The following is a 17,561-nucleotide window of genomic DNA, read 5'->3' on the forward strand; positions in this document are numbered from 1 at the left end:
GCTTCCACCTGTTCCAGAGTTCTCGCCTTTCCTGAAATGTCAGGCGTGCCCTGCGTCTCGCCATCCCGGTCTCTCCAACATCTTGGGTGAACAATGATGTTGCCTTGACCGGTTGAACTCACCGTCCTCTGCGTCCGGTTGTTGGCTTTTCCCCGCTACCTACGCACAGAGCCGCTTGATCTCCTCGGGCGCCACCACCGCACGGATCTGCGACGGGTCGTCCTCGCGGCGCGCCGCGAAGATGCGCACCTCGTCGCATTCCATGATCGGCTCCTCGCCGCGGAAGCAGCGGTAGCGTTGCACGAAGCTCTTGCCGCGCCATTCCGGAATGCTGGTGCGGAACTGCAGCGTGTCCCCGTACGTCGCCGTCCTGATGAACTTCGAATGCGAGTCCACCACCGGCGTGCCGATGATGCCCATGGTCTTCTCCGTCTCGTGCCAGGGCGGCACGCCGCACTCGATGAAGAAGTGACGCGAAGCGTGGTCGATCCAGCGGAAGAAGTTCGGGAACCAGACGATGCGCGCCGGGTCGCAGTGGCCGAACTCGACCTGGACGGTGTAGATGACTTCCTTGCTCATGGATTGTCGTGGCCGGTTAACCCATTTTCCCGGGCAGCCACAGGGCGATGATGGGGAACGCGATCAGGATGACCAGGCGGAAGATATCGGTCGCGACGAAGGGCAGCACGCCCCGGAAGATCGTGGTGAACGTGACGTCCGGGATGACGCTCTTGATCACGAACACGTTCATGCCCACGGGCGGGTGGATCAGGCCCAGTTCCACCGTCATCACGATGATCACGCCGAACCAGATCGGATCGAAGCCCAGGTGCGTCACCACCGGGAAGATGATGGGCACCGTGAGGATGATCATGGCCATGGCGTCCATCAGGCAGCCCAGCACGATGTACATGATCATGATCAGCGCGAGCACGCCGTAGGGGCCGACGCCCAGGCTGGTGAGGAACTCGGTGAGCTTCTGCGGCGTCTGCGTGATCGTGAGGAAGTAGCCGAACATCAACGCGCCGATCAGCACCGTGAACACGGCGGCAGCAGTCCGCGTCGCGGAGAGCAGCGCTTCCTTGATCTTGGCGCGATCGAGCTTGCCGCGCAGGACGCCCAGGATGAAGGCGCCGCTCGCGCCCACGCCGCCCGCTTCGGTCGGCGTGAAGAAGCCGCCGTAGAGGCCGCCGATCACGAAGATGAACAGCAGGATGGGCGCCCACACATGGCGAAGGTCGGCCAGGCGCTCGGACCAGGGCTTGGCTTCGCCGCGCGGCAGCCAGTCGGGCTTCACGCGCACGATGATGCCGATGGTGATCACGTACAGCAGCATCGCGAACAGGCCGGGGATGACGCCGGCCATGAACAGCTTGCCGATGTCCTGCTGCGTGAGGATGGCGTACACGGCGAGCACCGTGGAGGGCGGCAGCATCGCGCCCAGTGTGCCGCCGGCGGCGATCACGCCGGTGGAGAAGGACTGCGGATAGCCGAAGCGGCGCATCTCGGGATAGGCGACGCCGGAGAACGTCGCGGCCGTCGCGACCGACGAGCCGCAGATGGCTGCGAAGCCGCCGCAGGCCAGCACGGTCGCCACGCCGAGGCCGCCGCGCAGATGGCCGATCATGGAGTTCGCCGCCTTGAACAACTCGCGGCTCACGCCCGAGACGGACACCAGCGCGCCCATCAGCATGAACATGGGGATCACGCCGAAGGTGTAGTCGGTCACCGTCCGCATGGAGGTCAGGCCCACCAGCTTGAGCGCCGGGCCGACGCCCGCGATCATGCTGTAGCCGGTGATGCCCACCAGGCCCATGGCCATGCCGACGGGCACCCGCAGCAGCATGAGCGCGAACAGGGAGAGGAAGCCGATGAGGGCGATGAGGTCGGTCTGGGCCATTCTTGTTATTCCATCGCCTTCTGTTCGAAGTGCTCGTCGTGCAAGGCCTCGGGCTTGAACACCAGTCGCCAGGTCCGGATCGCGATCAGGATCACCGCGCAGACGTCGCCGATCCACGCCACCGCGTAGAACGGCCACGTGGGGATGCCCATGTCGTAGGTGAGCACGTGGTCCACGTAGGTGAGGCGGACCTTGTCGAACAGCATCGCCGTCTGCACCGTCACCACGAACAGCAGCACCACGGTGGCGAACACGTCGATCCAGCGCTTGCCCTGCTTGCCGACCGAGGACCAGATCAGGTCCACGGTGATGTGGCCGCCGCGGTAGCTGGTCGCCGCGATGCCCCAGAAGATCAGGATGCCCAGCAGCATCCGCCCGAAGTCGTAGTTGTCCGGGATGGAGGTGCTGAACAGCTTGCGCAGCAGCACGTTGACGAAGATGTTCAGTGCGACGACGCCCACGAAGATGGCGGCGAGCCATTCGATCGTGTTGATGAAGCGGTCGGCGAAGTTGTTCTTTTGCATGGAAGCCGTTCGTGAGAAGGCCCGGCCGCCTGTTGGCGGGCCGGGCCGTCCGTTCGGGGCGCGCCGGGCTTACAGCGCGGACTTGTACTTCGCGAGCGTGGCCTTGAGCGAGTCCAGGGCCTGCTTCGGGTCGCCGCCGGCTTTCTTCACGCCGTCGGCCCATTGCACTTCCACCGGCTCCACGGCTGCGCGCCAGGCCTGCAGTTGTGCGGGCGTGAGCTTGTAGACGTCGTGGCCCGGCTCGGCGGCGATCTTCGCGCGGCCGGCGATCTCGAAGTCGGCCCAAGCGGAGCCGACCTTCTCGGCCCACTCGCTGGTGCAGTGGCTGTCGATCACCTTCTTCTGCGCGGCGGACATGGACTCGTACTTGTCCTTGTTCATCACCCACACGAAGGGCGTCACGTACAGCGGCTCGTCCATGTGGTACTTGACCACCTTGTCGATGCCGAACAGGTTCAGCGAACCCCAGGGGAAGGTGATGGCCTGCGCGACGCCGCGCTCCAGCATGTCGCGCGCCTCGGGCGCGGAGGACTGTACGTTGGTGCCGCCCAGCGTGGTCACCATCTGGCCGATGGTGCTGGTGGCCGGACGCACCTTCATGCCCTTCAGGTCGGCAGGCATGACCACCTTCTTGGTGGAGTGCAGCGCGCCGGGGTCGTGGACGAAGGCGAAGCAGAAGTGCACGTCCTTCATCTCCTTGGGCGCGTACTGGCGGTACCACGCGTCCACGGCGGCGGAGCCGGCCTTGGCGTTGGAGATCATGAAGGGCAGCGAGGTCGCCGCGAAGATCGGGAAGCGGCCCGGCTGGTAGCCGGGGTTCACATAGGAGAAATCGGCGATGCCGTCCCGCGCCATGTCGTAGTGGTCGAAGGCCTTGCCCAGCTGCTCGGAGGGGAACAGCGTGGAGGTGATGGTGCCGTTCGACTGCTTCTTGATGTCGTCGGCCCATGCCTGCAGGGCCGGGTTCAGCGCGTGCTGCGCCGGCACCCAGCTGGAAAGCTTGAGGGCGACGGGCTTGTCCTGCGCGTTCGCGGTGCCCAGGGCAAGGGCCGCGACGGCGGCGAGCGCGAGGGCGGCGGTGGAGGGTCGGGTGGCCAAGTGATGTCTCCTGTCGATCCAGAGAAAGTTACTTTATATAACGAATCGCGAACCCGGCGCGTCCGGGTTTTCCCCCTGTGGCACGAGCGGCGGCCGGGTCCCGCGGTGGCTCACCTCGGTGCGGGATCCAGGTGCGGGATGTGCAGCTCCAGCACCTCGCTGGACTCCGCCGCGACGAGCGTGTCCGCGCTCTCGCCGGTGCGCAGCGTCGCATGTTGCCGCCACTCGCGGCCCTGCACCTGCCCGCGGCCGGAGAGGACGAAGGCGATGGAGTTCGGCGCCAGCTGCGCGGACGCGCCCGCATCGAGTCCCAGCACGCTGATGCGCAGCTTGCGGGCGGAGAACACGCCCAGCAGCTTGCGGCGCACGCCGGGCGCGCCGGGTTCGTCGGCCCACGCGACCTGCGCCGGGTCCATGAAGACCGGTTCCGCGTGCTCGCTCTTCGGATACTCCATGCGGCGGCCGTGGATGTGCTCCCACACCGCCTCGTACGCGTCCTGGTTCTTGCGCCCGCCGTCGTCCTTCGGGCGATGGAAGACGCCCTTGTCGAAAGTGCCGTAGGCCTTGAGCTCCTCGACACCCTGCTGGAAGCGCTCCTCCGAGATGTAGCCGCTGCCGCTCGCGCCACCGAACTGCAGCACCAGCGTCTTCGATTCGCCGGAGTTCTCCTGCGGGCCGTAGTACACACCTTCCGGGAAGTAGCCGACCATGCCGGGACGCATCACGCCGTCGCGCGTGAAGCTGGCGTCGCCCACTAGCTGCACGCGCACCTGGTCGAAGTTGTGGCGATGGCGCGGCGAGAAGAAGTCGTTGTGCAGGTGCGAGAGCTGCAGGTAGAAGTTCTCCGGCGTTCCTTCGGCGCCGTTCAGCAGGGACTGCGAGTGGAACAGGCCGGCGCGCGCATGCTGGCGCTCCACGACCGGGACGTCGGTGATGTTGACGAGGTCTTCCATGCGGGTGCTCCCTAGTTGGTCTTGAATTGCGTTTCGTCGGCGCCGCCCAGGCCGCGCGGCTTGCGCACCCAGCGAATGGGCACGGCCTTGACCGGTCGCGGCGGCGCGCCGTGCTGCACGAGCGTCGCGTCCAGCGCCTTGCCGGCATCGTCGGCCAGCGCCGCTTCCCGCGCGGCCTTCACGGCGGCGGCCGCTTCGGCGGGCACGCCGCCCTTGGCCAGGTGCTCCAGCACGTGCAGCAGGTTGTCCTTGCCGCGCTCGTTGGTGGAACCGTAGCCCTTGATCAGCCGGCCGCACAGGGCGATCTCGTGCCCGAGGTCCCACAGCCGCTGCGTGCCCTGCAGCACGCCCTGCAGCCACTGCTCGATCATCTTCTGTTCGAGCGCGAAGCGGCTGCCGTGCGGGCGCAGCCACCGGGTGGAGGCCAGCGTGCGCAGCGCGATCATGCCGAACACCGAGTGCGTGCCGATCTTCAGCGGCAGTGCCCAGGGCTGCTTGCCCTTCGCGACACGCTTGCGGTCCCAGGCGACCAGCTTGCCGGCGAGCCCCGCGGGCAGCATCGCCGCGAACTCGGGCACGCCCGGCTTGAAGTGGTCGTACACCTTGAGCAGGTCGTCGTCGCCGGCCTTGACCTCGCCTTGCACACGGGTCCAGCGCGAGGCGCGGCTCTTGAGGTCGGCGACGCGCACGATGTCGTCGAAGGCCATCCACAAGGCCAGCCAGCGCGCCATCTCGGTGGTGATCGCAAAACCGTGCGCGCCTTGCGGATCGGCGTCGCGTTCGGCGGCGAGCACGGATTGCAGGCGCTTCACGTACAGGTCGGCATACGCCTTGCCCTGGTAGTCCAGCAGGCGCTGGTAGCCCAGAGAAAAGAGCTCGTGCACCGGTGGCGGGAAGAGGGCGAGCAGCGAGGGCTCGAGCTGCGGCCGTGTGGCGGCCTTGGCTTCCGGGGTCATCACCTGGGCCAGGAACTCGGACTGCTGGCGGCCGCGCGCGACGATGTCGAAGGCCTTGGCGAAGCCGCGCAGGCTGGCCTCGGCGCCCTTGCCGCCAGCCTTCACCACGGCTTCGTAGTCCTCGCGTGCGAACGGAAACAGGCCGCTGCCCGCAATGGCGCCCAGCATCACGGCGCTCACCACCGTGCCGGCTTCCTTCGCGACCGCGTTCATGTCGAACACGTGGTGCGTGCGGCTGAACTGCTGCACGAGCTTGAGCAGGTCGGCCGACCCGACGCGGCCGTCGCCCATCTGCATGCGTTCCATCGTGGTGAGAGCGCGCGCCGACGAAGTGATGACGAGCGTGCGGTCGGGGGAGGGCAGGCCGTTGGTGATCTGGCGTGCGGTTTCCAGCAACTCGGAAGACAGCAGCGCGTCGAGCGCGCCCGGCACCGGGTTGAGGCTGAACACCGGGCGCTTGCCGGCGAGCTGCGCCATCGGCACGGGGAACACTTCGAAGTAATAGGTGGTCGCGCCGGTGCGCTGCGCGACGCCGGGAATCGACGTGGCCTGCGCGGCGTAGCCGGCGTGGCGCGCCGTCTCGACCAGCCATTCGGTCAGGACGCCGCCGCCTTCGCCACCCAGGGCGCCGACCAGCAGGGTAATGGATTGGGTGTTCATGCGGGTTGCATCGCGCGGACGACGGCGCTGCGGAAGGAGTGGAACAGGCGCTCGTGCCACTTCGGGTTCTGCACGACCTCGGCGCGGTAGAAACTCGGGCACAGCGTCGCGGCATGCGCGTTGGCGCCGCACAGGCCGCAGCCGACGCAGCCGTCGATCACGGTGGCCACCGGGTCCACCTTCAGCGGATCGGGGTTGTCCTTGATGGTGAGCGTGGGGCAACCGGAGAGGCGGATGCAGGCATGGTCGCCATTGCACACGTCCTCGTCCACGCCGTACTTCACGCGCACGACGCGCTTGCCCTTTTTCAGCAGCGACTGGATCCACGGCTTGATGCGGCGCTGGCGTTCCAGCTGGCATTCGCCCTCGGCGATGATCACCTTCAGGCCGTTGAAGTCGCTGGTGAAGGCCTCGGTCAGCGTGCCGCGCATCTGCTCCACCTCGTAGGTGTGCACCGTGCGCATCCACTGCACGCCCAGGCCCTTGAGCGTGGACTCGATGGTCTGGTTGGTGTGCACGATGCTGCGCGCCTTGTCCGCGGCGTCGGCCTTCGCGTCGTCCTCCGGCGTGGAGATGATGTCCTGCGTGCCGGTCGCGGAGGTGTAGCCGTTCTTGAAGATCAGCAGCACGGCGTCGTCGCCGTTGAACAGCGCGCTCTGCACGCCGGTGAGCAGGCCGTTGTGCCAGAAGCCGCCATCGCCCATGATGGCCAGCGTGCGCCGGTTCATCATCGGCGACACGCCGGCACGGCTCGCGAGCGACATGCCATAGCCCAGGATCGAGTGGCCCGTGTGGAAGGGCTCGAAGGTGCCCAGCGCGTGGCAGCCGATGTCGGCGGCGACGTGCACCTTGCCGATCTGCTCCTGCGCCAGCTTCAGCGCCGAGAACACCGGCCGCTCGGGACAGCCGATGCAGAAGCCCGGCGGCCGCGCGGGCAGGGGCTCGGTGAGTTTCGCGGCCGCTGCGCGCCGTTCGTTGTTGCCCGCCAGCCAGCGCCGCGCCTGCTCGGTGGCGGGGCCGGGCAGGTAGCTCGCGGCGAATTGCGTGAGGCCGGTCGCCAGCACTTCCACGCTGTACTCGCCCGCCGCGGGCAGCAGGTCCTTGCCGTGCAGCCGCGTCTGGATGTCCCGCCGGCGCAGCAGCGTGGCGATCTCCTGCTCGATGTATTCCGGCTGGCCTTCCTCCACCACCAGCACCGCGCGCTTGCCGACGCAGAAGTCGGCCACCTCTTCGGGCACGAGCGGATAGGTGACGTTGAGACACAGGATGGGAATGTCGGTCTCGCCGAAAGCATCGGCCAGGCCCAGCTGCTGCAGGCTGCGGATGAGGGCGTTGTAGATGCCGCCTTGCACCACGATGCCGAGATCCGTGTGCTTGCCCGCGAACAGCTCGTTGAGCTTCTGCTCCAGGATGTACTTGCGCGCGGCCGGAATGCGCTGCTCGCCCTTGAGCTTCTCCTGGCGGAAGGTCACGGGCGGATGCGCGAGCTTCATGTAGTCGAAGCCGGCGGGGTTCTCCATGAGCGCGCGCGTGGACACCCGAGGCTTGATGTTGTCCTTGGCCTGGAAACTGCCGCGCACGTGGCAGGCGCGGATGCGCAGCTCCAGGATGCTGGGCATGTTCGAGGTCTCGGAGAGGCGGAAGCCTTCTTCCACCATGCGCGTCATCACGCCGAGGTCGGGGCGCGGGTCGAGCAGGCACATGCTGGACTTGAGTGCGAACGCGTGCGTGCGCTCCTGGATCACGGAGGCGCCTTCGCCGTAGTCCTCGCCCACGACGATCAGCGCGCCCCCGATGACGCCGGGTGAGCTGAGGTTGGACAGCGCGTCGGCCGCGACGTTGGTGCCGACGATGGACTTCCAGGTCACGGCCCCTCGCAGCGGGTAGTGGATGGAGGCGCCCAGCATCGCGGCGGCGGAGGCCTCGTTGGAGCAGGCCTCCACGTGCACGCCCAGTTCATCCATGTAGCCCTTGGCCTGCACCATGACGTCCAGCAGGTGCGACACGGGCGCGCCCTGGTAGCCGCCGACGTAGGCGACGCCGGACTGCAGCAGCGCCTTGGTGATGGCGAGGATGCCCTCGCCGTGGAAGGTCTCGCCCGCGCCGAGGCGCAGCGATTCGATTTCCTTGCTGAATGAAACTTCCAAAGCGTGGGTCTCCCTGGCGGCCCGCGTCGCCCGAACCGGGCGGCCGCCTGGCGCGCGCAACAGGGCAGTGTCCGTCAAGGCGCGCCATCGATCAATCCAATGAAACGACTAAGGAATATGCGTTCATCGCATGAGAGGCGGGACAAAGGACGCAAAGAAAACCTTTGAACAGGTCTTCTCCGCGTTCTCTGCGTAACCTCTGCGTCCTCTGCGTTCACCTCTCCGATCAGCCACCGTTCGCGGCGGGCACGCGCTTTGGTACCCTCAACGCATGATGGACGAGAAGCGCCGGACCTCTTGGCTGCGAGCCGGGGGTGGCCATGGGTGAGCGCTCCCGCACGCGGGCGATGCTGGTCGGGCGCGCGCTCGCCCGCCGCTTCGCGGGCCGTGCGAAGACCGGCGTGGTCCGCCGCATCCTGGTCGCGCACAACCTGCTGCTGGGCGACGTCGTGATGCTGACGCCCTTGCTGGCGAAGCTGCGCGCGCTTCATGACGATGCCGAGATCGTGCTGCTGGCCGCGCCCGCGCTGGTGCCGCTGTATGCCTCGCGGCCTTACGGCGTGCGGGCCGTGTCCTTCCAGCCCAAGCGCTCCGCAACGACCCGTGCCTTGCTCGACGAAGCGCCGTTCGACCTGGCCGTGGTCGTGGGCGACAACCGCTATGCCTGGGTGGCCGCGGCACTCGGCGCGCGCCATGTCGTCGCGCATGCGGGCGACCCATCGTGGAGCCGCAACCTGATGGTCGACGAGCAGCGCCCCTATGCCGCGCAACCGGCGGCGTGGGGCGACATGGTTGCCGAGCTGGTGGACGGCCCGCCCGCGTCGCCTTACTCGCCCGCCGACTGGCCGGCGCCACCGGCTGCCGCGTTCGAGCGGCCCGCCGGAAACTACGCGGTGCTGCACGTCGGCGCGTCCACGCCCCTGAAGCTGTGGCCGCCGGAGCGCTGGCGTGCGGTCGCAGCGGAGCTGGAGGCGCGCGGCCTGGAAGTCGCGTGGAGCGCCGGCCGCGGCGAGGAAGAGATCGTGGCGCAGTGCGATCCGGAAGGCCGGCGCCGCTCCTATGCAGGCCGGCTGGACCTCGCCCAGATGTGGCAGCTGCTCGCCGATGCCACGCTGGTCGTTGCGCCCGACACCGGCATCGCGCACCTGTCGCGCGCGACGGGCGCGCCGACCGTCGCGATCTTCGGACCCGGCTCGGCGGTAGCGTGCCAGAACGGCCTGTTCTGGCGCGACATGCCGTACCGGGCGCTCACCGCCGAAGACTTCCCCTGCCGCGACCAGCGCCTGCTGTTCGGGCGCGAGGTGACCTGGATGCGCCGTTGCACGCGCTCCACCGCCGAGTGCGCCGAGCCGCGCTGCATGCACGCTGTGACGGTGGCGGACGTGCTGCGCGCTTCCGACGAATTGTTGCAATTGCCGCGCTGAGGACGTCGTCGCAAATTGCGACAGGCGGGCTCCGCGCCGCTAGGGAATGCGCTATGGAAGCGCCTCGCCACGGCTGATCTACTTCGCAGCGCGAACCGTTCGCACAAGGAGAGGAAAAATGATGCGCTTGAGAGCCTTCACCATGGGCCTCGCCTGCATCGCGCTGGCGGTCTCCGCCGCGCAGGCACAGGGGCTGAAGAAATACGACTCGACCAGCAAGGAATTCTGGGAGAAACCGCCGGCGGACTGGTTCCTGGGCGACGAGACCGAGCAGCAGAAGGGGCTGGCGCCGCCGGCCGGTCCGGCGTTGCCGACCTCGATGGAAGACCTGCAGAAGAACCTCGCCAACGTCAAGTTGCCCAAGGGCTTCAAGATCGAGGTGTATGCCCAGGGCGTGCCGAGCGCGCGCCAGATGGCCTGGGGTGACAAGGGCACGCTGTTCGTGGGGTCCTTCAGCGCCGCCAGCGTCTACGCCGTCGTCGACAACGGCGGCAAGAAGGAAGTCAAGACCATCCTCAAGGGCATGACCATGCCCACGGGGATCGCGTTCCGGGACGGCGCGCTGTACGTGGCCGACATCCACCAGATCCTGAAGTACGAGAACGCCGAGGCCAGCCTCGACAAGATGCCGGAGCCCAAGGTCGTCTACGACGACATGCCCAAGTACATCCCGCACGGCTGGAAGTACCTCACCTTCGACAAGGAGGGCTGGTTGTACGTGCCGTTCGGGCCGCCGTGCAACGAGTGCCTGCCGCCCAGCGGCCTGTCGCAGGTGCGGCGCGTGAATCCGGCCAACGGCAACTCGGAGGTCGTGGCGATCGGCGTGCGCAACTCCGTCGGCGGCGACGTCGATCCGCGCACCGGCAAGTACTGGTTCACGGAGAACGCCCGCGACTGGATCAGCGACGACCTGCCCAGCGACAAGCTGAACGTCATCAACCGGATCGGCTCGCACTATGGCTATCCGTATTGCCACCAGGGCGACATGGTGGATCCGAAGTACGGCATGGGCCACAAGTGCTCCGAGTTCGTGCCGCCGGCCGCGAAGCTGGGGGCGCACGTGGCGCCGCTGGGGATGAAGTTCTACACCGGCAACCAGTTTCCCGCGGAGTACAGGAACAACATCTTCATTGCCGAGCACGGCTCCTGGAACCGCCACAAATACCAGGGCGGGCGGATCATGCGCGTGATCGCCGATCCGGATGGCAAGAAGGTGACGCAGCAGGTGTTCGCTACCGGCTGGATCAACGGCGACCAGAGCTACACCGGCCGGCCCGCGGACATCGTGCTCGCAAAGGACGGCTCGCTGCTCGTGGCCGACGACTGGGCCGGCGCGATCTACCGCATCAGCTACGGCAAGTAAGCCGCCTGCCCCTGCAAGGCCCGCTGCGCGAGTGGCGGGCCTTTTGTTTGGGAATACGGACATCCGGACGCAGAGGACGCAAAAGAAATCCTTTCAAGGTTTTTCTTGACCCTTTTGCGTCCTCTGCGTGACCTTTGCGTCCTCTGCGTCCTCTGCGTCCGGTAGTCGGGTTTTTCTCCGAGCGGCCCGTATCCAACGCTCCATGCACAATCGATAACCACACATGAAGTCCCTCGCACTCCTGTTCGCAGCCGCCCTCACGTCCAGTGCCGCCTGCGCGGCCGTCGACCTTGCCGCCGGCGCCGCGACGGCTCAGGCCTGCATGGCCTGCCATGGACCGGGCGGCGTGTCGGCGACGCCCGAGATCCCGTCGCTCGCGGGGCAGCCCGACGCGTTCCTCCAGTGGCAGCTGGTGTTCTTCCGCACGGGCCAGCGCAAGAGTCCCGTCATGCAGCCGATGGCGCAGGCGCTGAAGGACGACGACATCCGCAACGTCGCGGCCTTCTTCGCGGCGCAGAAGCCCGCGCGGCCGGCCAACGTTTCGCCGGCCGACCCCGCCCTGATGGCGCAAGCGCGCAAGGTCGTGGCGGGCAACCGCTGCGCCGCCTGCCACAAGGACGACTTCTCCGGCACGCAGGCCACCGCGCGGCTGGCGGGCCAGCGCGAGGACTACCTGCTCAAGGCCTTGCGCGACTTCAAGTCGGGCGCGCGCAACGGCGGTGCCATGGCGGCGATGATGGAAGTGGTCGCGCCGCTTGCCGACGACGACCTGCGCGCTCTGGCGCACTTGCTGGCGCACCTGTAGGCGCTGCGGGATGCAGCTCAAGGACATCGACCTCAACCTGCTGCGCCTGTTCGACGCCGTCTACCGCATGCGCAACGTGAGCCGCGCGGCGGACCTGCTGGACCTGACCCAGCCTGCCGCCAGCCAGGGGCTCAGCCGGCTGCGCACGCTGCTGCACGATCCCCTCTTCATGCGCACCGCTGGGGGCGTGCAGCCGACGCCGCGCGCGCAGCGCCTGGCCGACCCGGTGCGTCACGCGCTCGCCACGCTGGAGCAGGCGCTGGGCGAGACCGCGGGTTTCGAGCCGGCGCGGTCCGGCCGCACCTTCCAGATCCACATGAGCGACATCGGCGAAAGCCGCTTCCTGCCGGAGCTGATGGTGGCGCTGCGCGAGCGCGCCCCGGGCGTGCGCGTGCAGACGCTGCCGCTGCCGCGCGAGCAGGTGATGGAAGCGCTGGATGCCGGCCGCATCGACGTGGCCTTCGGCTTCCTGCCCATGGTGAAGGACTCGCAGAAGGTGCGGCTGCTCGAGGACCGCTACGTGGTGCTGCTGCGTGCGGGCCACCCGTTCACGCGCAAGCGCCGCTCCGGCGCCGCACTGCTTTCCGCGCTGCGCGAGCTCGACTTCGTCGCGGTGCGCTCGCACGCGGACACCTTGCGCATCGTGCAGCAGTGCCAGCTGGAGGACCGCCTGCGGCTGGTGACGGAACACTTCCTGGTGCTGCCCTCCATCGTCAAGGCGACGGACCTCGCGGCGATCATGCCGCGCAACATCGCGCGCGGCTTCGAGGGCGGCTATGCGATCGTCGAGCCCGCGTTTCCGCAGCGCGACTTCGTCGTCTCGCTGCACTGGAGCAAGCGCTTCGAAGCCGACCCGGGCAACCGCTGGCTGCGGGGCGTGATCGAGGAACTGTTCAAGCAGTGAGCGCGAGGCGCTTGCGTCGTTCGGTGCGCCACTGGCTCCACGCGCACAGTGCGTCCGGACCCAGCTTGCATTCGACCGCTGCACCCAGGCCGACCTGCGCATCCAGCGGGGGAGGCGTGGCGCCGTCCCAGCGCAGCACGGCCAGAGCGAGTTCGAGCGCGGCGACCCGCTCCGCATCGTCCGGATGCTCGCCATCCTCCAGCCGCGCTTGGAGGTCGAGCAGCAGCCGTTGCAGGAAGTCGAGTTCGGTGCGGGCCAGGTCCATGGGCCCAAGCCTCGCCCGGGACGCGCATCCGCCCTGTCAGCGCGTTCCGCCACCCGCCCGGGGAAAAGGAGTGCCGTCCTGTAGGGGCGCATCCCTGGCCCCTAGCCCCCTCAGCCCTGCAGTTTCTCCAGCCGTTCCGCGGCTTCGCGCTTGCCGATGCCGCGCAGCGCAGCGATCGCTTCGAGCTGTTGCGCACGCGGCCGCGCCTCGCCGTGCTCCCACTTGTAGACCGACTGGCCGGACACGCCCAGCAGGGTGGCGAAGTCCGCGGCCGAGAGCCCCAGCTTGCGGCGTTGCGCCGCCAGCCGCGTGGGGCTGAAGCGGCGCTGCTTGCCCTCGGGCGTGTCGTCGGCGGCAGCGGGCGCGGCGCGCGTGCCACCCTTGCGCACGCGCTTGAGCTCGCGCTCCAGTTCGTCCACGCGGCGGCGCAGCGCGGCAATGTGCGTGCGGTACTGCGCGGATGCTTTCTTGAAGTCCTGCGTCTGCGTGCGCACTTCCTTGCGCGCGATCCGTGCAATCTCGTCCTTCAGGACAACGGCGATGTTCGGCATGTGTGGCGATGATGCCGGCTCGGCTGCGGTACCGCTGCTGCTCGGCCAGTAATAGCTCCCTGGCCCGCATCATAGTCGGGCTGGCCCCGATTCCATGCTTTGCCTGCGCCACAATCGGCGGATGCCAGAACTGCAACTTGCGGTCATCGACGTCAAGCCGGGCGCCGCCATGGAAAGCCAGTCCGGCCTGCAGCTGATGCGCCCGCGCATCTACGGCGCGTGGATGCAGCCGGCCGGGCCCAGGCGCGCCGCGGCCATCGTGATGCACCCCACCAGCAACTTCATGGGCCACTACCTGATCGCGCCGCTGGCGGCCCGGGGCGTCGCCTGCATGGGCCTGAATTCGCGCTACGCGGGCAACGACACGCTGCTGCTGATGGAACGGGTGATCCAGGATCTCGGCGCGGGCGTGCACTTCCTGCGGGCGCAGGGCTACGAGCGCATCGTGCTGATCGGCAATTCGGGCGGCGCGTCGCTGGCGGCGTTCTACCAGGCGCAGGCGGAGCGCCTCGACATCGAGCACATGGTGGACGGCGACCCCGCGGCCCTGTCGCCGCAGGACCTGCCGCCCGTGCAGGGCCTCGCGTTGTGCGCGGCCCACGAGGGACGTTCCACCCTGATGCGCAACTGGATCGACCCGTCGCTCACGGACGAACACGACGGCCTGTCGCGCGATCCGGCGCTGGACATCTACGACGCGCGCAATGCGCCGCCCTACGGCCGCGCGTTCCTGGAGCACTTTCGCAACGCGCAGCAGCAACGCTACGAACGCATCGAGCAGTGGGTGGAGCAGCGGCTCGCTCTGCTGCGCAGCCAGGCGGCGCCCGGCAGCCCGCGCGACGAAGTGTTCGTGGTCTATCGCACGCACGCCGACCCGCGCTTCCTGGACTTGGCTATCGACGCCAACGACCGGGCGGTGGGTAGCGTATGGGGCGCAGGAGCTGCGGGCGCCCGGGCCGTGAACTACGCTGCCAGCCAGATGGGGCGCATCACCTCGCTCACGGCCTGGCTGTCGCAGTGGTCGCCGCGCAGCCGCGCCGATGGCCCCCGCAATCTCGCCCGCACTTCGGTGCCGGTGCTGCTGTGCACCTATACGGGCGACCAGTCCACCTTCCCCAGCACGCAGGCGGCGTGGCTGGCCGCGGGCGGCGGGCGGATCCGCAACGTGGACGTGCCGGGCGGCAACCACTACCTGGCGGGGCAGCCGCAACTGGTGGAGCAGGTCGCCGACGCGATGGCCGACTGGATCCTCGCCCTGTGAGCGCGCGCCCATCCGCGGGGCGCAACCGCCCAGCGGGTGGACGACAGGATCGTGGGTCTCGTCCTACAACACGGAACGCGCCCGCCGCCTAAGCTTCGCCCCTTCACCGGGAGTTTGCCCATGCGAGCGAAGACTGGCGGCACGGCGCGCGAGCTCCCGGGCAGGACCTCGCCTCGGGCCACGAGCCAAAGTGGCCCGCACGGCATGTCCAACGCGGCCCCGGGCAGCAAGCTGCCGCCCCTCCTGGGCATCGGCACTCTCGACAACGTGCGCGCGGCGCTGTGGCAGTCGTACCGCCACCTGTTTCCGCCGCATGCGCTGGCCGCGCAATCGCCCAACGGCAGCCTGGTGATCTCCTGGTCCATCCACGACGAGCCGCACGCCAGCTATCCCTATGCGACCCCCGTGGTGCTGCGCTTCGAGCACGCGCTGATCGACGCGATGGCCCGCAGCGACACCCGCCAGCGGCTGCGCATCGCGCAGAACCATGAGCCGACGCTGCGCGAGGGCATGCGCGGCTACGACCCCTTCGCGCGCTTTCCCAACGCGCGCGTCGTCACCCTCGGGTGACTTTCCCCGTGCCGGTCCCGCTGCGCTTCTGGCGGGACCGCCTCGTCGCCTCCGATCCGGGCCTGGCCCGGCTGAGGATGGGCGCGTGGGCCGTGCTGACGGTCGCCGCGGGTTCCGCCGTGTTGCTGCTCGCCGCGCACTTGCTGGGTGTCTCCAGCAACATCGCGCTCATGGGCGCCGTCGTCGGACTGATGACGACCATCACCGTGCAGGACGCCACCCACGCGGAACAGCAGCGCACGCTCGCCGCGTCGGCGCTCGTGTCGGGCGTCACGGTGGTGCTGGCCGCCGCTCTCGCGCGATCGACGCTCACCAGCGGCGCGGGGTTCGTGGCAGTCGTCGTCGCGGCCTTCGAGGCGCGGCGCCTCGGGCCCCGTGCCGCAAGCCTGGGCATGATGGCGTGCCAGTCCTATTTCTATGCGGTCCTGCTCCAGCCCGACGCGGCCGGTTGGCCGTGGCTGCTGGCGTCCATCGCAGCGGGCTGCGCGATCGCGTGGCTGGTCCGCTTCGTCGTGCTGCCCGAGCGCGCGCCCGGCGTCCTGCACTCCGAGTTGCGCTCCTTTCGCGCCGCGGTGGCCGTGCTGCTGCACCAACTCGCCGCCTGGGCGGCCGCCCCGGACGACGAGCGCGCGGAGCGCCGCGCACGCGCCACCCTGGCGGACATCAACGACCTGGCGCTGCGGATCGATGCGCGGCTCGCCCGTTTCACCGCGCAGGATCCGCCCGCAGCGATGCAGTCCCTGCGCGACCGGCTGCTGGCCGCGGAGATCGCCTGCGAGACGCTGCTGGCCGGCATCGGCGAGAGCTCCGGAGCATCGGCGACCGCGCGCGGCGCGCTCGCATCGGCATGCCGTGCGTTGTGCGAGGTCGTGCACGGCGACGCGCGCTTAGCTCCGCAGGCGTGGTGCGCGCAAGTGGCGGCCACGGCCGGCGCGCTGGACGCCGACTGGCGCTGGCGCTGGGAGCACGCGGGTGAAGTGCTCGGTGCCCAGCCGCCCTGGTCCGCCGCCTTGCCCCGACTGCGCGACACCACGGTGCCCGCCACGCCGCCGCAGGAACCCCGGCCGCCGCCGCAGCAAGGGCGCCGGCGCTGGCTCGCTGACGAGCCCACGCGCCACGCGCTGCAAGCCGGCGCTGCGGCGCTCGTCGCCGTGCTCGCAGGTCACGCGATCTCCGCCGAGCACTGGTACTGGGCCGTGTTCGGCGCTTTCGTGATCTTCACCAATGCCAGCACGCGCGGGCAGGCCGCGGCCGGCGCCTGGCGGCGCGTGCTGGGCAACGTCGCGGGGCTCGCGCTGGGCCTGCTGCTGGCGGAACTGGCGCAGGGCGACTGGCCGCTGCAACTGGCGCTGCTGTTCGTGTTCATCTTCGCCGGCTTCTATGCCTTCCAGGGACTGCAGGCGATCTACATCGCGCTGCTGACGGCGATGCTGGCCATGCTGTACGAGCTGCTGGGCAAGTACAGCCCGGGCCTGCTGGTGCTGCGGCTGGGGGAGACGCTGACGGGCGCGGCCGCCGCGGTGCTGAGCGCGATCCTCATCCTGCCTTCCCGCACCGGCGAGCAGTCCGACCAGGAAACGGTCGCACTGCTGCGCGAAGCCGCGCGGCTGCTGCGCAGTGCGTTCGAGGGCAGCCTGCGCGGCTCGCCGACCGACGCGGTGCGCGATCTCGACCGGCGCCTGCAGGCCTTGCGACAGGCCCTCGGGCCCGTCACGGGGCGGGAGCTGCCCGCGTACGCCTCCAGGCACCGCACGCGCCTGCAGCAGATGGCCGCGCTGGTGCATTGCGTGCGTCACTGCTGCAACCTGCTGGCGCTGAAAGAGGGCGGGTGGCGCGAGCGCGAGGACCTCCGCGCGCGCGCCGACGCGGTGGCGGAGAACATCGGCCGGGTGGCCCATGCGCTCGCACGGCCGGGGCTCGTGCCTGCGCTGCGCGAGCTCCCGGCCGTTGCGGCCGGTCCCGAGGATGCGCCCGATCCGGCGCGCATCGCCGCGCACTGGCTGGAGGAGGCGGACGCGGTGCTGCGCCAGATCCACCAGGGGCCGCCGACACGCTGCTCGCCAGCATGAAGGGCGGCTCACCGTCGGCCTTGCTCTGCACTGGCCGCTCGGACTGCACCGGTCGTTCGTAGGCTGGCGGTGAGCGAAGCGAACCCCAGCAACGCGGCGAAGTGCTGCAAC

At 69.0% G+C, this 17,561-nt stretch carries 16 protein-coding genes; 7 read left to right on the forward strand and 9 right to left on the reverse strand.

The annotated features are described in order from the left end of the window. Positions 1–159: 159 nt before the first annotated feature. From JJB11_RS22755 to JJB11_RS22785, 7 genes are all read right to left on the reverse strand, one after another. Positions 160–579 carry an acyl-CoA thioesterase gene (locus tag JJB11_RS22755; protein ID WP_201176979.1) on the reverse strand — a complete coding sequence of 140 codons (420 nt, stop codon included), beginning with the start codon at positions 577–579 and terminating at the stop codon, positions 160–162. Positions 580–595: 16 nt separating this feature from the next. Next, on the reverse strand, positions 596–1,900 hold the full coding sequence (locus JJB11_RS22760) for a TRAP transporter large permease (RefSeq protein WP_201176980.1): 1,305 nt from the start codon (positions 1,898–1,900) through the stop codon (positions 596–598). 5 nt (positions 1,901–1,905) lie between these two features. After that, positions 1,906–2,424, reverse strand: coding sequence for a TRAP transporter small permease (locus JJB11_RS22765; protein ID WP_201176985.1), 519 nt, complete (start codon positions 2,422–2,424; stop codon positions 1,906–1,908). A gap of 69 nt (positions 2,425–2,493) precedes the next feature. Then, a complete protein-coding gene (locus JJB11_RS22770; RefSeq protein ID WP_201965051.1) occupies positions 2,494–3,522 on the reverse strand; it encodes a TRAP transporter substrate-binding protein in 1,029 nt (342 codons plus the stop codon). Between the two features lie 110 nt (positions 3,523–3,632). Next, positions 3,633–4,475 carry a hypothetical protein gene (locus JJB11_RS22775; RefSeq protein ID WP_201176986.1) on the reverse strand — a complete coding sequence of 281 codons (843 nt, stop codon included), beginning with the start codon at positions 4,473–4,475 and terminating at the stop codon, positions 3,633–3,635. Positions 4,476–4,486: 11 nt separating this feature from the next. Further along, on the reverse strand, positions 4,487–6,091 hold the full coding sequence (locus JJB11_RS22780; RefSeq protein ID WP_201176988.1) for an indolepyruvate oxidoreductase subunit beta family protein: 1,605 nt from the start codon (positions 6,089–6,091) through the stop codon (positions 4,487–4,489). Beyond that, positions 6,088–8,238, reverse strand: coding sequence for a thiamine pyrophosphate-dependent enzyme (locus tag JJB11_RS22785; RefSeq protein ID WP_201176989.1), 2,151 nt, complete (start codon positions 8,236–8,238; stop codon positions 6,088–6,090). The genes JJB11_RS22780 and JJB11_RS22785 overlap by 4 nt, the downstream gene beginning before the upstream one ends. Before the next feature lie 347 nt (positions 8,239–8,585). On the opposite strand from JJB11_RS22785, the gene JJB11_RS22790 reads away from it, so the two are divergent. The 4 genes from JJB11_RS22790 to JJB11_RS22805 all read left to right on the forward strand — a co-directional run bounded on the left by JJB11_RS22790 (position 8,586) and on the right by JJB11_RS22805 (position 12,734). After that, the gene (locus JJB11_RS22790; protein ID WP_377371514.1) at positions 8,586–9,662 is read left to right on the forward strand and encodes a glycosyltransferase family 9 protein; all 1,077 of its coding nucleotides are present in this window, start codon (positions 8,586–8,588) and stop codon (positions 9,660–9,662) included. Between the two features lie 118 nt (positions 9,663–9,780). Beyond that, positions 9,781–11,025 (forward strand): PQQ-dependent sugar dehydrogenase, encoded by a 1,245-nt coding sequence (locus JJB11_RS22795; RefSeq protein ID WP_201965052.1) that lies wholly within the window; start codon positions 9,781–9,783, stop codon positions 11,023–11,025. A 223-nt stretch (positions 11,026–11,248) separates the two neighbouring features. Then, the gene (locus tag JJB11_RS22800; protein WP_201176992.1) at positions 11,249–11,830 is read left to right on the forward strand and encodes a c-type cytochrome; all 582 of its coding nucleotides are present in this window, start codon (positions 11,249–11,251) and stop codon (positions 11,828–11,830) included. 10 nt (positions 11,831–11,840) lie between these two features. Continuing rightward, entirely contained in the window at positions 11,841–12,734 is an 894-nt protein-coding gene (locus JJB11_RS22805; RefSeq protein ID WP_201176994.1) for a LysR family transcriptional regulator, read from the forward strand. On the opposite strand, the gene JJB11_RS22810 is transcribed toward JJB11_RS22805, so the two are convergent. After that, positions 12,724–12,999: a hypothetical protein gene (locus tag JJB11_RS22810; protein ID WP_201176996.1), complete on the reverse strand. Its 276-nt coding sequence runs from the start codon at positions 12,997–12,999 to the stop codon at positions 12,724–12,726. The two genes, JJB11_RS22805 and JJB11_RS22810, sit on opposite strands and share 11 nt — an antisense overlap. Positions 13,000–13,109: 110 nt before the next feature. Next, complete coding sequence (locus tag JJB11_RS22815; protein WP_201176997.1) at positions 13,110–13,550, reverse strand: helix-turn-helix domain-containing protein; 441 nt, start codon at positions 13,548–13,550, stop codon at positions 13,110–13,112. Between the two features lie 121 nt (positions 13,551–13,671). Between JJB11_RS22815 and JJB11_RS22820 the strand changes: the two genes are divergently transcribed. The 3 genes from JJB11_RS22820 to JJB11_RS26630 all read left to right on the forward strand — a co-directional run bounded on the left by JJB11_RS22820 (position 13,672) and on the right by JJB11_RS26630 (position 17,450). After that, on the forward strand, positions 13,672–14,811 hold the full coding sequence (locus JJB11_RS22820) for an alpha/beta hydrolase (RefSeq protein ID WP_201176999.1): 1,140 nt from the start codon (positions 13,672–13,674) through the stop codon (positions 14,809–14,811). 204 nt (positions 14,812–15,015) lie between these two features. Then, positions 15,016–15,381 carry a hypothetical protein gene (locus tag JJB11_RS22825; RefSeq protein ID WP_201177001.1) on the forward strand — a complete coding sequence of 122 codons (366 nt, stop codon included), beginning with the start codon at positions 15,016–15,018 and terminating at the stop codon, positions 15,379–15,381. A gap of 8 nt (positions 15,382–15,389) precedes the next feature. Continuing rightward, the gene (locus JJB11_RS26630) at positions 15,390–17,450 is read left to right on the forward strand and encodes an FUSC family protein (protein WP_201177003.1); all 2,061 of its coding nucleotides are present in this window, start codon (positions 15,390–15,392) and stop codon (positions 17,448–17,450) included. Positions 17,451–17,561: the final 111 nt, after the last annotated feature.

It is taken from the genome of Ramlibacter ginsenosidimutans (assembly GCF_016654015.1).
GTDB lineage: Bacteria > Pseudomonadota > Gammaproteobacteria > Burkholderiales > Burkholderiaceae_C > Ramlibacter > Ramlibacter ginsenosidimutans.

Excerpts from the sequence above, each read along its gene's own strand:
- JJB11_RS22790 (WP_377371514.1), top strand. The coding sequence starts at position 8,586 with ATGCTGGTCGGGCGCGCGCTCGCCCGCCGCTTCGCGGGCCGTGCGAAG.
- JJB11_RS22760 (WP_201176980.1), bottom strand. The coding sequence starts at position 1,900 with ATGGCCCAGACCGACCTCATCGCCCTCATCGGCTTCCTCTCCCTGTTC.
- JJB11_RS22795 (WP_201965052.1), top strand. The coding sequence starts at position 9,781 with ATGATGCGCTTGAGAGCCTTCACCATGGGCCTCGCCTGCATCGCGCTG.
- JJB11_RS22765 (WP_201176985.1), bottom strand. The coding sequence starts at position 2,424 with ATGCAAAAGAACAACTTCGCCGACCGCTTCATCAACACGATCGAATGG.
- JJB11_RS22775 (WP_201176986.1), bottom strand. The coding sequence starts at position 4,475 with ATGGAAGACCTCGTCAACATCACCGACGTCCCGGTCGTGGAGCGCCAG.
- JJB11_RS22810 (WP_201176996.1), bottom strand. The coding sequence starts at position 12,999 with ATGGACCTGGCCCGCACCGAACTCGACTTCCTGCAACGGCTGCTGCTC.
- JJB11_RS22755 (WP_201176979.1), bottom strand. The coding sequence starts at position 579 with ATGAGCAAGGAAGTCATCTACACCGTCCAGGTCGAGTTCGGCCACTGC.
- JJB11_RS22800 (WP_201176992.1), top strand. The coding sequence starts at position 11,249 with ATGAAGTCCCTCGCACTCCTGTTCGCAGCCGCCCTCACGTCCAGTGCC.
- JJB11_RS22825 (WP_201177001.1), top strand. The coding sequence starts at position 15,016 with ATGTCCAACGCGGCCCCGGGCAGCAAGCTGCCGCCCCTCCTGGGCATC.
- JJB11_RS22815 (WP_201176997.1), bottom strand. The coding sequence starts at position 13,550 with ATGCCGAACATCGCCGTTGTCCTGAAGGACGAGATTGCACGGATCGCG.
- JJB11_RS22805 (WP_201176994.1), top strand. The coding sequence starts at position 11,841 with ATGCAGCTCAAGGACATCGACCTCAACCTGCTGCGCCTGTTCGACGCC.
- JJB11_RS22780 (WP_201176988.1), bottom strand. The coding sequence starts at position 6,091 with ATGAACACCCAATCCATTACCCTGCTGGTCGGCGCCCTGGGTGGCGAA.
- JJB11_RS22820 (WP_201176999.1), top strand. The coding sequence starts at position 13,672 with ATGCCAGAACTGCAACTTGCGGTCATCGACGTCAAGCCGGGCGCCGCC.